General features: G+C 60.5%; 13 protein-coding genes. 6 read left to right on the top strand and 7 right to left on the bottom strand.

The features are described 5' to 3' along the window. Nucleotides 1-234 precede the first annotated feature (234 nt). From AB7I51_RS13010 to AB7I51_RS12980, 7 genes are all read right to left on the bottom strand, one after another. Nucleotides 235-810, bottom strand: a complete 576-nt coding sequence (locus AB7I51_RS13010) for a hypothetical protein (protein ID WP_428404099.1) — start codon at nucleotides 808-810, stop codon at nucleotides 235-237. 220 nt (nucleotides 811-1,030) lie between these two features. Next, on the bottom strand, nucleotides 1,031-1,804 hold the full coding sequence (amoC, locus tag AB7I51_RS13005; protein WP_428404098.1) for a bacterial ammonia monooxygenase, subunit AmoC: 774 nt from the start codon (nucleotides 1,802-1,804) through the stop codon (nucleotides 1,031-1,033). Nucleotides 1,805-2,011: 207 nt separating this feature from the next. Next, nucleotides 2,012-3,001, bottom strand: coding sequence for a GlxA family transcriptional regulator (locus AB7I51_RS13000; protein WP_428404097.1), 990 nt, complete (start codon nucleotides 2,999-3,001; stop codon nucleotides 2,012-2,014). A gap of 44 nt (nucleotides 3,002-3,045) precedes the next feature. Further along, nucleotides 3,046-3,369 (bottom strand): putative quinol monooxygenase, encoded by a 324-nt coding sequence (locus tag AB7I51_RS12995; protein ID WP_428404096.1) that lies wholly within the window; start codon nucleotides 3,367-3,369, stop codon nucleotides 3,046-3,048. Between the two features lie 4 nt (nucleotides 3,370-3,373). Further along, complete coding sequence (locus AB7I51_RS12990; RefSeq protein ID WP_428404095.1) at nucleotides 3,374-3,652, bottom strand: hypothetical protein; 279 nt, start codon at nucleotides 3,650-3,652, stop codon at nucleotides 3,374-3,376. Nucleotides 3,653-4,044: 392 nt separating this feature from the next. Next, nucleotides 4,045-4,251 carry a hypothetical protein gene (locus tag AB7I51_RS12985; RefSeq protein WP_428404094.1) on the bottom strand — a complete coding sequence of 69 codons (207 nt, stop codon included), beginning with the start codon at nucleotides 4,249-4,251 and terminating at the stop codon, nucleotides 4,045-4,047. Nucleotides 4,252-4,636: 385 nt separating this feature from the next. Then, nucleotides 4,637-5,365, bottom strand: a complete 729-nt coding sequence (locus tag AB7I51_RS12980; protein ID WP_428404093.1) for a helix-turn-helix transcriptional regulator — start codon at nucleotides 5,363-5,365, stop codon at nucleotides 4,637-4,639. 387 nt (nucleotides 5,366-5,752) lie between these two features. On the opposite strand from AB7I51_RS12980, the gene AB7I51_RS12975 reads away from it, so the two are divergent. The 6 genes from AB7I51_RS12975 (at nucleotide 5,753) to AB7I51_RS12950 (ending at nucleotide 10,386) form a co-directional block, all read left to right on the top strand. Continuing rightward, nucleotides 5,753-6,319 (top strand): type IV secretion protein, encoded by a 567-nt coding sequence (locus tag AB7I51_RS12975; RefSeq protein ID WP_428404092.1) that lies wholly within the window; start codon nucleotides 5,753-5,755, stop codon nucleotides 6,317-6,319. A 73-nt stretch (nucleotides 6,320-6,392) separates the two neighbouring features. Next, the gene (locus tag AB7I51_RS12970; protein WP_428404091.1) at nucleotides 6,393-6,686 is read left to right on the top strand and encodes a TrbC/VirB2 family protein; all 294 of its coding nucleotides are present in this window, start codon (nucleotides 6,393-6,395) and stop codon (nucleotides 6,684-6,686) included. Next, nucleotides 6,686-7,024, top strand: a complete 339-nt coding sequence (locus AB7I51_RS12965; RefSeq protein ID WP_428404090.1) for a type IV secretion system protein VirB3 — start codon at nucleotides 6,686-6,688, stop codon at nucleotides 7,022-7,024. Before AB7I51_RS12970 ends, AB7I51_RS12965 begins: the two co-directional genes overlap by 1 nt. Beyond that, nucleotides 7,017-9,383 carry a VirB4 family type IV secretion/conjugal transfer ATPase gene (locus AB7I51_RS12960; protein ID WP_428404089.1) on the top strand — a complete coding sequence of 789 codons (2,367 nt, stop codon included), beginning with the start codon at nucleotides 7,017-7,019 and terminating at the stop codon, nucleotides 9,381-9,383. Before AB7I51_RS12965 ends, AB7I51_RS12960 begins: the two co-directional genes overlap by 8 nt. After that, nucleotides 9,380-10,096, top strand: a complete 717-nt coding sequence (virB5, locus tag AB7I51_RS12955; protein WP_428404088.1) for a P-type DNA transfer protein VirB5 — start codon at nucleotides 9,380-9,382, stop codon at nucleotides 10,094-10,096. The genes AB7I51_RS12960 and virB5 overlap by 4 nt, the downstream gene beginning before the upstream one ends. Next, nucleotides 10,093-10,386: an EexN family lipoprotein gene (locus AB7I51_RS12950; RefSeq protein WP_428404087.1), complete on the top strand. Its 294-nt coding sequence runs from the start codon at nucleotides 10,093-10,095 to the stop codon at nucleotides 10,384-10,386. Before virB5 ends, AB7I51_RS12950 begins: the two co-directional genes overlap by 4 nt. The last annotated feature ends 8 nt before the right edge of the window (nucleotides 10,387-10,394 follow it).

Genomic DNA, 10,394 nt, shown 5'->3' with positions numbered 1-10,394 from the left:
ATTCGCATAATGTGGATTATGGAACCAAAACAATGCGTTACGAAGATTATGCGCGAGCTAATTTGCATTAGCTAGGTTTTTTGGCGACTGTCTCGGCGCAGTCAGAAGGCGCTCACCTTTGCCGAGCCGGGCGGCGGAATTGCAGGACACGCCCTGAAGGCTTCCGGCTCAATTTGAAACTCGCTTCGCTGGCGCTCGCAATGATCATCCGGCTAAGGGAGCTAACGGTCGCCATCACGCGTGGCGTAGCTTGTTCTTATTCGACGTTCGCTTGCCGAAGGCGTGCGCGTACCAGCCCGCGCCGAGGGCGAGCGTCACGACGGTCGTGATGGCGACCGCGCGCCAGGCGCGCAGGAACTCTTCGCCGACCGAGAAAGCGAAACGGGCGTTGTATTCCTTTCGCCCGTCTTCGCTGCGCGCCCGCACGAGCGCCACGTAGTCGCCCTTCTTCCTGAAGTCGTGTTCGAGCTGGATTACGCCGGTCTGGAACTGCGCGGGCGGCAGGTAGGCTTCGTTCGGCGCGGCCTCGTCGTCACCCTTCGGGTCCGCCTCAACGATACGGATTTCCACCATCGTGTCCCGCAATTCGTCCTGCATCGTGTCGACTACGATGGTCGTCGGTCCCGTCTCGGGAATGTCCTCGCAGAACTCGCTTCGCGATTGCGTCGGCTGATAGAAGGTGAAGGTGATGACGTTCGGGCCCATCTGGGCCGAGCATTCCCGAACCTTCTGGAACGCCTTGGCGGAATCCCGGCGCACCGCCTGCGCGTTCGCGTGGGCGACCAAGTTGATCGCCGCGAGGAGAATCAACAGGAGCCTCATCATGAGCATGTCTCCACTGGCTTTCCGACACCGAGTCTCAATATTGGAGAATGCCGCAACTTTGGGCCTGGCGTCCATCGCCTCCCGTCGCCGAAGGCGACGAGAGGTGACGAAATGATCTCGAATCTGAGAGTTTTCGAACGCCTCCGCACCACGCCGTCGCTCGTTAGGAGGTCCGAACATGGCGCAGCGCGAAGAGCTACAAGCTTTACGCGCCCGTCAGCAATTCAACGCCTTCCTTGCCGATGACGCGATGGATGTTCAGCAGGAGCTGGATCACCACTCCGAACACGCCAAGCGCCATCCAGCCGAAGAACACGAAGCCCCAATGCAGCGGGGCGACGAACAGCTCTTCCATGAACCAGAAGGTATGGCCCCATTCATTCAGGCCGACGTTCGGAATGATCATGAAGGGTCCGATCGAAACGATCAGATAGGCGACCGAATAGCCCTTCGAGAAGTAGGGGATTCGCGTCTTCGCATGGAAGAAGCAGCCGATCGCCATGATCGAGTAGATCGGATAGCTCATGTAGAACTCGATGATGTGCGAGGGGGTGAAATCCGTGTCGCGTATCACCGTCATGTGCCAGGTGCCGTCCTGCTCGGTGAAGAACGACGCGCCCCAATAGATCGCCGCCGCATAGACGACGAGCCAGGCTGCATTGTCGGCGATGGCCTTCATTTCCTGACGCGGGGTCACGGTCGACATGTCACGCTCGCGCGTCTTCCAGAGCCAGCCGGCGAGGCCGATGCCCGAGATGAGCTCCAGCGGAATTTCCGTCCACAGAATGCTCATCCAATAGGTCTGGAACTCCGGCGCGAATGAATCGAGGCCAGCCCGCCAGCCGTAAATCTGCTCGTAAATGCGAACGACCAAATAGAACCCGTTCAGAACGGCCAGGCCGATCCACATCCCTCTCAAATCTACGATTGGCTCGGCGCGCTCTAACGCCCCTACCGCGGATTGCGTAGCTTCGCTCATCTTTCTCTCCTTCAGTTCAACCGAAAAGCGACAATATTTTTTCGGCGGCCTTTAGGATTGCGCGCAAAGCGGCGTGTCGCAGCGCGCCGGATGAGACATTAGTCGGGCAATATCGGACAGCGACAACGCTGTCCGCACGAGGCCACAACCCGAGTGCAACGGCGGGCGATCGCGCGCGTTTTGCAGTGACGTTACGCCCCGAGGGGCTTACGTGACGCGGAAACTGTTTTTGCGCCCTTGCGCCCATCTCCGATAGGCGCCTGGCGTCATTCCTGAGTATCGAGAAAACGCGCGCCGAAAACTCGCTTCGTCAGCATAGCCGGCGCTCGCCGCCAAGCGCTTGACCGAGTGCGTCGTCGTTTCGAGTAGGGTTCTCGCGGCTTCAAAGCGAACGCGTTCGATGAAGCGCTTCGGCGTCTCTCCTGACGCGCGCTCGAGATGGCGGTGCAATGTTCGAACCGAAGTGCCGAGTCCGCGGGCGAGGCCCAACACCGTCAACGGCGCGTCGCCGGCCTGCCGAATAATGTGTTCAGCCTTGAGTAGAAACGGGTCTGACGCGGCCAGATGACCGGGTGGAACATAGGTCGATTGGGTTGAGGGAACAGTGTCGACGACCGTGAAGTCGGCGGCGATTTTGGCGGCGGAGGCGCCGTACAGCGCTCGTATCACGTGAAGACAAAGATCTATCCACGACAGAGGGCCGCCAGCTGTGACGACGCGGCTATCCTCGAGCAGCGGAGCGCCCCATTGGGCGTCGGCGCGTGGGTAACGGTCCCTCAACTCGTCGTGTCGCCACCAGGTGGTCGTGCAGCGCCGGCCATCGAGGAGGCCGGCTTCGCCGAGCAAGAATACCCCGCTGCACGAGCCGCATACCAATGCGCCGAGCGCATGTTGGCGCCGCAACCAGGCGGCGGCAGCGGCGACCGACGCTGCGCCGAGAAAACGGTCGCCGTCGTCACTCAGGTAGCCCGGAACAATCACGGCGCTCGCAGGATCGGCGGTAACGCTCCCATCCACTTTTAGCCGGCGGCCGCTGCTGTCCTGGATCGGCTGTCCATCGAAACTCGCCGTAGAGACGCTGATCGGCTCGCGATTTTGGTCCTTGGAAATCGTGGACCAGGCGAGCTTCAGCATGTCCACGGTGCCGATCAAACCGGCGCCAAGGCAACCGTCGTAACCGAGGACGATAACTTCCATGGTCGAGCCCGTTGCAGCCCTAAGCGGCCCGTCCTCAGCGGCGGTCACCCGCTGACGAGTTCAGGGGCGGCCGGGAGTTTATCGGCAAGAACGTCTATCTTCTCGATCGAGGGCGGCTTGGCAAGAAGTTCCGGCGCTTTGGCCATCAGTGCTTTCGCGACTTCGCCGGAAAGATGCGCCGCGCGTCCCTTTTCGTCAGGAAAAACATCAAAGATGGCGAAGGTCGAAGGCCCCGTGCGAACCGCAAACCATGCGGTCGTGTCGGGCTCGGCCTCAACCAGTTCTAAGGCGCCGATGAGAAACTGCGCGAGCTGCATTTCTTTTCCGGGTTGCGCCTCGAGCGTCACAAATAATCCGACCTTGGTCATCGCCCTACTCCCGCTGGTTGTGCGCCTCTTTGCCGCCCAAGCGCTTGTAGGCGGCAAAAAACTCTCTGAGAGAAAAAGCCGTAATCAATCCCGCCGTCGCGAGACTGGCGGCGAGGAGAAAGCTGTTGCCGCCCACGCCTGCCGATTCATCGGCGATCGCGTCGCTTACGACGTAATAGGCGCACGCCCAAACAACGGCGATCCAAACCAAGACGCCCGCCGCATAAAGGGCGTCAACATTGATCCACTGGCTTCTGGCGTGTTGTTCTGACGCTTTGACCATCGCAGCCTCCGCAAATCAGGAATGAGGATTGGCGTGACGCGATCGTGCGTTGCAACGCCGTGCGCCGCATGGTGCCAGTTCTGCCAAAAACGGTGCAGAACGCGCCACCGCGAACTCTGGCCTCGAGTCTGCTTCTGCGGCTCCAAAGCCTTCAGGCGATGTCGGTATCGCGATAAAACCTTTCCCAAATCGCATCTTCGTGACACGGGCACAACAATGCGACCGGGTCTACGAACGCACCAGCGTCATCATCACGACCAATCTCCGCTTCGCCAAATGGGCCTGCGTCTTCGGCGAGCGGACGTTTTCATGATGCCTCCTTTCTCGAACGCCTCATGCGCTGGAGATGGGTGCGAAGCCTTATTGAATTGCTCGATTGAGAGGTCGATTTGCTAAGGCTCGCCCTTTGTGAGCCGATGGGTTAACAGTCCACGAGCGAGGTAATTGAGAATCGTTTGCAGCATCACGCCGAGCGTGGCCGCGGTGCCCTGGATGGAGTAGCTGTCATCAGGCCGCTCCTGCGGGCTCGCGTCGGCTGTGCAGCCGCGCGCCCCGACAAAACCCTCTCGATTCAGAGTTTCCGCGATCGCCTTGTCCACCTTGTTGGCGGCGTTGAGCTCCGCCGACGCAGCACGTCGATATCAAAGTAGTCGCGGCAAGTGTGAACTTGCCTCTTTAGCAATGCTCACTGGTTGCGCCGGTCTGCCAGACAACCTTCAGCCATACCTGACCATGCGCCCGCTTCTGATCGAGAATTGCTTCGCGAACGATGAATCGCAAAAATGCGTTCTTGGTCGGCAGGTGATGTTGTGGCCGCGCGCCAAATTCTCGGCAGGTTTTCGCTGAGCGCCTGCAGCGAGGCAGCATCTCCACCGCTTCCGACCCACACGAGTGATAGTTGATTCCTTAAGCCTGTCAGAGAAACATTATCACAACTGTCGGGGGTGATCGGTCGCGTATGCAATTCCCAAAAAGGTTATCGTGCTACGGTAGCAATTCCCGACGAAGAGCGAGGGCGACGGCGTGAGGCAGCGTCGATGCGCCGAGCTTTCGCCGGCCATTGTCGAGATGAAACTTCACCACGCGCGGCGTAACGCGCAAAATCGTCGCCATCTCTTGCATCGTCTTTCCCAAAGACGCCCATCCGAGGCATTGCCGTTCTCTAAACGTTAACACGACGTTGTCGCCATCGAGCTCCAACGGATCCGACATTCTGGCTTTTACGTGAGCATGGTAACTGACCCCCATCATCTGCAGCAGATCTTTTGAGTTCTCCGTGAGACGATCGAACGCGGGACTGTGATCGTCGGCCGCAAACGTGAAGGCGCCGAAGCGGCCGTAGCCTGCAGCAATAGGAACGGTCACTCCTGCTCTGATGTTGAAACGAAGCGCTTCATCGAGGAAACGACGTTCTTTCATTGATCGCGTCGCCGCCATGTCACTCGCATCCCACGGAAATGCGGGGCCAAGAGTACGCGCCTGACGAAGCACAGGATCGATATGTTGATATTGCTCGTCGCAATAGCGATCCGCCCAGCTCTTTGGATAGGACGTGACGACAGTGGGGTCGCCGTCACCTCCTTCGAAATAGGCAAACCATCGAAAGCCCAGCGCATGCGCAGCGCGATCACCGACACGTTGGAATTCCTCCCTCGTGTTCGCAATGTACACGGCGTCGATGAACTCATGGAATGCTCTTTCAGTCTTTTTCATTTGGCCTCCAACCGCATACAAATGCTAAATTTTTTGCCCCTCGAGAGACGAGCGAGACAGATGCTTGGCCGTCTATTGTCCTGATGGGGCGACTTTTGGGCGGGACTTGAGCATTTACCCACAGCCGCCCTGTCTAAAGTGGCAGGTTCCATACCGAATCCTCCTGCTGCATTGCTCGCGCGGCCTCAACTCCACAGCTGGAGACGATTCGAAAATGAAACTGATCGCACCCCGTGTCTTTTTTTTTGATCTTCGCGCTCACAGGCGAACGCATGCGATGCGCGCCTTCATCCGTCGCGCAGTCGCGAAATAGCGGCCCCTCGCCTGATTCGAAGAAGCCAAAGGCTCGGTAATCTCGACCGGCGCTTTCAAAGAGGACTCCTGGATATGGATCCTGCCGCTTTCGCCGCTCTCCTTGAACGTTGCGCGCCGGGAGCGGCCATCGAGCCGCTGACGGCGATCGTGCGCCAAATGAGCTCCTTCGAGCCGCTCTTGATCACGATCGATGGAAGGAAGCCGATTTCCGTTCAGGCGACCAGTCTCGAGGAAGGCGTTCAACTGGCGAGCGAAGCGACAGTCGCCGGACAAAACGTGCGAATCGGTCTCGCTCAACTCGGTCCCGAAGAAAGGAAACAAGCTGGACTGACGATTTCTGCAAGCTTCGACGCTTGCAAGCATGCCGCCGGCCTTCACGCATTGTACCAAGCGCGACTCGAGGCAGCGCGCACACGGGTAGGCGATCCCGAAAAGGCCGCGGCGTCCGTCGTCGCGAGCCTTGTCGAAAAAGAATTGCGCGCGGCGCCCGAGATTGCGGCGCGTCCACAGGCGGGCCCGCCCGTAGGCGGATCCGCAGCGGAACGCTCCTCGGCGAACATGTCGCCCGTCGAGCAGCGTTCAACCCTCGACGTATATCGGTCCGGCCGCGGCGCTTCGCTTTTTGTCTATGAGCGCTGAATGACCGCTCTCTCGTTTCACTCGGTCTAATGACGCGCGGCCCATCCGCCGCGAGCCTAATTGGGAGTCTCTGATGTCTTCTCTTCGCAAATCCTCCGCGCTTCTCTGCATGGGCCTCATTATCAGCATCGGCCTCGTTGAGCCGGCGTTTGCGCAATCAGCAAACATCGAGGGCGTGCTGCAAAACATCGTCACCATGCTGACCGGCAATGTCGCGCGTCTCTTGGCGACCCTTGCCGTGATCATCGTCGGCGTCGCCTGGATGTTCGGCCATCTCGATTTGCGCAAGGCTGCTTATGTGGTGCTCGGCGTCGCCATCGTCTTCGGCGCCTCAGAAGTGGTTTCGACGCTGACTGGCGGTCACTGATGATGGAGCAACCCCGCCTGACGGAGGACATGTTATTTCTCGCCTGCACGCGCCCGGCTATGATCGCAGGGGTCACCATGGAGGCTATGGCCTTCAATATGATTTTCTCCTGCATCCTTTTCCTCGCCGCCGGGAGCATCCTTTACGGCCTCGTCGCGCTCCCGATCCACGGCGTTAACCGGATTATCTGCCGGCATGATCCCAACATGTTCCGCATTCTTCTTGCCTGGCTCGAGACGCGTGGGCGGATGCGCAATGCTTCGTTCTGGGGCGGCTCATCCTGCACGCCGCTGCGGCTCGTGAAGCCCTATCGAGCGAAAGACTTCGCCCATGCGTAAGGCGGCGATCAAAGCGCGCGAGCTCGAACCCGACGTCTATCTGCCGTTCGTGCGGCACGTGAACCAGACGGTTATCAGACTCTCGACGCGCGCGTTGATCACGATTATCCGCCTCGACGGGGTTTCGTTCGAGACCGCCGCGAACGCCGATCTCAACGATCTCCATACCAAGCTCAATCTGACGCTGCGCAATCTCGCCGACGAGCAGCTGGCGCTTTGGACGCATCTCGTGCGCCGCCGCTCGATGGATTACCCCGAAGGAAAATTCCGTTCGTCCTTCGCCGCGGCGCTTGACGCTCGTTATCGCGAACGGCTGCAAAGCGAACGGCTCTTTCGCAACGATCTTTATCTCACGCTCGCCTGGCATCCAGGACGCGCTGCGACCGACGCCGCCGCCGACTTCTTCAAACGGCTCGGCCGCGCGGACCGCATCGCAGCCGAAGTCGACACTGAGGCCTTGAAACGGCTCGGCGACGCCGCGCGCGACATCGTGGCGGCGCTCGAGCGCTATGGCGCCCGTCCATTGGGGCTCATCGAGCGTAAGGCGCTCATCTTTTCCGAGCCGATGGAGTTCCTGCACGCCCTCGCCTCCGGCGAATGGCTGCCAACGCCCTTGCCGCAGGGGCCGATCGGGTCGGCGCTTTATACGAACCGGGTCATTTTCGGGCGCGAAGCCCTCGAAATTCGCCGCAGCGGCGATTCGCGCTTCGCCGGCATGTTCGGGATCAAGGAATATCCGGCTTCGACCAAACCCGGGCTCCTGAATGGCCTACTCTCCCTGCCGTTCGAGCTCGTCCTGACGCAATCCTTCGCCTTCCTGTCAAAGGCTGACGCCAAGACGGTGCTGACGCGCAAGCAGAACCAGCTGGTTTCTGCGCGCGATCCCGCCGCCTCGCAAATCGAGGAGTTGAGCGACGCCCTCGACGATCTCGAATCGAACCGCTTCGCGCTTGGCGATCATCATCTTTCGGCGCTCGCCTACGCCGAGACGCCGAGGCAGCTTGCAGATCACATGAGCCTGGCGCGGCGGGCGCTCGCCGACGCCGGCGCGGTCGCAGCGCGCGAAGATTTAGGGTTAGAGGCGGCCTATTGGGCGCAGCTCCCCGGCCTTTTCAAATACCGCGCCCGGTCCGGCGCCATCACCTCACGCAATTTCGCGGCGTTCTCCCCCTTCCACACCTATCCAACCGGCAAGCCAGACCGAAACCATTGGGGACCGGCGGTCGCCATGCTCGAGACCGCCTCCGGCTCGCCCTATTATTTTTCCTTCCATCACGGCGACCTCGGCAACACTTTCATCTGCGGCCCCTCGGGGTCGGGCAAGACGGTGGTGCAGAATTTTCTGCTGTCGCAGGCCGAGCGGCTGGGCGCTTCTTACGTCTTCTTCGACAAGGACCGTGGCGCCGAGATTTTCGTGCGCGCCGCCGGCGGAACTTACCTGACGCTGCGCAACGGCGTTCCGACGGGCTGCGCGCCGCTGAAAGCGCTGGAGCTGACGCCGGCCAATCTCTCTTTCCTCGGCCAGCTGATTCGCAAGCTGGTCACGCCCGACAACCGGCAGCTGACGGTCGCCGAAGAAGAGCGAATCGATTCGGGGTTGCGAGCGCTCACCCGGCTTCGGCCGCAAGAGCGCTCGCTCGGCGCGTTGCGGGCGTTTCTCGGCCAGCAGGACCCGGAAGGCGTCGGCGCGAGGTTAGAGCGCTGGCAACAAGGCGGCGCGCTCGGCTGGGCGCTCGACGGCGATGAGGACGAGATCGGCCTCAATTCCCGTGCCATTGGCTTCGACATGACCGAGCTTCTCGATCATGCGACCGTGCGGACGCCGCTGATGATGTATCTCTTCCATCGCGTCGAGCGGCTCATCGATGGCCGGCGTCTCATCATCGACATCGACGAGTTCTGGAAAGCGCTCGGCGACGACGCCTTTCGCGATCTCGCCAACAACAAGCTGAAAACGATCCGCAAGCAGAACGGCATGATGGTGTTCGGCACCCAGTCGCCGCGCGACGCCCTTTCTTCGCCCATCGCCCACACCATCGTCGAGCAATGCCCGACGCAAATTTTTCTCCCGAATTCGCGCGGGACAAGAGCCGACTATGTCGACGGCTTCCATCTCACCGACGCCGAGTTTCGCCTGATCAAGGAGGAGCTCGCCCCCGAGAGCCGCCGCTTCCTCGTCAAGCAGGGACATAATTCCGTGGTGGCGAAGCTCGATTTGACCGGCTTCGGCGACGAACTCGCCGTGCTCTCCGGCCGCACCGAAACCGTCGAACTGCTCGACCGCATCCGCGGAGAGGTTGGCGATGATCCAGCTCGCTGGCTGCCTATCTTCCACGCTGAGCGAAAGCAGGCCCGATGAAGTTTACTCGCCCTCGGATCAGCGAGGCCATCATGGCCGCCCTGCTCTCTGGATCGCCCGCTACGGCGCAGGTCGTTTTCGACCCGAGCGTGTTTGCGCGCCAGCTCGACCAGCTCATCGAAATGAAGAAACAGGTCGACACGCTGACTTCGCAGCTCCAGGTCGCGCGCGATCAGTTGAGCGAAGCCAAACGGCTCTATGACAGCGTCAACAAGCTCACGAACGCCAACGATATTGGGGCGTTGCTCAACACCCCGCAGTTTCGCAAAGTTCTGCCGCAACAATTCTCGGAGATCGAGCAGCTCGTCGCGGGGCAAGGGAGCGGCAGTTTCGCGAGCGCGATCGATTCATATCTGACGCAAAACCGCGCCTATACCGGAAATGGGGCGAACTCCTATTACCAAAGCGAGCTCGACCGGATCGCTCGCGAGACCGGCGCCAAGCATTCGCTCGGCCAAGCTGTTTATGACACGGCCTCGCAAAGGATCGATGCTCTCGAAGAGCTACGCAGGCGGATCAGTTCGGCAAGCGATGCGAAAGAAGTGCTCGACCTCTCAGCGCGCCTCCAGGCCGAACAGGCGCTGCTGCAAAACGACGTGCTACGCATGCAGGGCCTCGCCATGATCCAGCAGGCGCGCGGCGATATGGATGCGCAGCGCGAGCGCGAAAAACAGCGACAGATTGTCGACGAAATGAAGGCGGCGCTAAAATGATACGGTCGACTCTCCTTCTCCTCGCAATCCTCATCGGCGCCGGACTCGCTGGCTGCCGCGAAGGCAATAAACGCGCCGAAGAGGCGCCCTCGCCTGCCACATCCAGGGAACAATCGCCGCAACCGGAAAAGACGGTCTCGTGGTTCATTGAACGTCCTAGCGAGCTGCAGGCGACGCTCAAAGCCTGTCGAGACAACCCGGGCGCGCTCGGCAAGACGCCCGACTGCGTCAATTCGAGCGCCGCGCGCGACAAGATCATCGTGCAAGAGATGAAAGACGCTTTGAAATAGGAATTCGC

The sequence above is a fragment of the Methylocystis sp. genome (genome assembly GCF_050246715.1).
GTDB lineage: Bacteria > Pseudomonadota > Alphaproteobacteria > Rhizobiales > Beijerinckiaceae > Methylocystis.
Note: the sequence above shows the minus strand (reverse complement) of the source record. Positions and strands in the feature narration are given on the sequence as shown.

Excerpts from the sequence above, each read along its gene's own strand:
- amoC (WP_428404098.1), bottom strand. The coding sequence starts at position 1,804 with ATGAGCGAAGCTACGCAATCCGCGGTAGGGGCGTTAGAGCGCGCCGAG.
- AB7I51_RS13000 (WP_428404097.1), bottom strand. The coding sequence starts at position 3,001 with ATGGAAGTTATCGTCCTCGGTTACGACGGTTGCCTTGGCGCCGGTTTG.
- AB7I51_RS12995 (WP_428404096.1), bottom strand. The coding sequence starts at position 3,369 with ATGACCAAGGTCGGATTATTTGTGACGCTCGAGGCGCAACCCGGAAAA.
- AB7I51_RS12990 (WP_428404095.1), bottom strand. The coding sequence starts at position 3,652 with ATGGTCAAAGCGTCAGAACAACACGCCAGAAGCCAGTGGATCAATGTT.
- AB7I51_RS12980 (WP_428404093.1), bottom strand. The coding sequence starts at position 5,365 with ATGAAAAAGACTGAAAGAGCATTCCATGAGTTCATCGACGCCGTGTAC.
- AB7I51_RS12975 (WP_428404092.1), top strand. The coding sequence starts at position 5,753 with ATGGATCCTGCCGCTTTCGCCGCTCTCCTTGAACGTTGCGCGCCGGGA.
- AB7I51_RS12970 (WP_428404091.1), top strand. The coding sequence starts at position 6,393 with ATGTCTTCTCTTCGCAAATCCTCCGCGCTTCTCTGCATGGGCCTCATT.
- AB7I51_RS12965 (WP_428404090.1), top strand. The coding sequence starts at position 6,686 with ATGATGGAGCAACCCCGCCTGACGGAGGACATGTTATTTCTCGCCTGC.
- AB7I51_RS12960 (WP_428404089.1), top strand. The coding sequence starts at position 7,017 with ATGCGTAAGGCGGCGATCAAAGCGCGCGAGCTCGAACCCGACGTCTAT.
- virB5 (WP_428404088.1), top strand. The coding sequence starts at position 9,380 with ATGAAGTTTACTCGCCCTCGGATCAGCGAGGCCATCATGGCCGCCCTG.
- AB7I51_RS12950 (WP_428404087.1), top strand. The coding sequence starts at position 10,093 with ATGATACGGTCGACTCTCCTTCTCCTCGCAATCCTCATCGGCGCCGGA.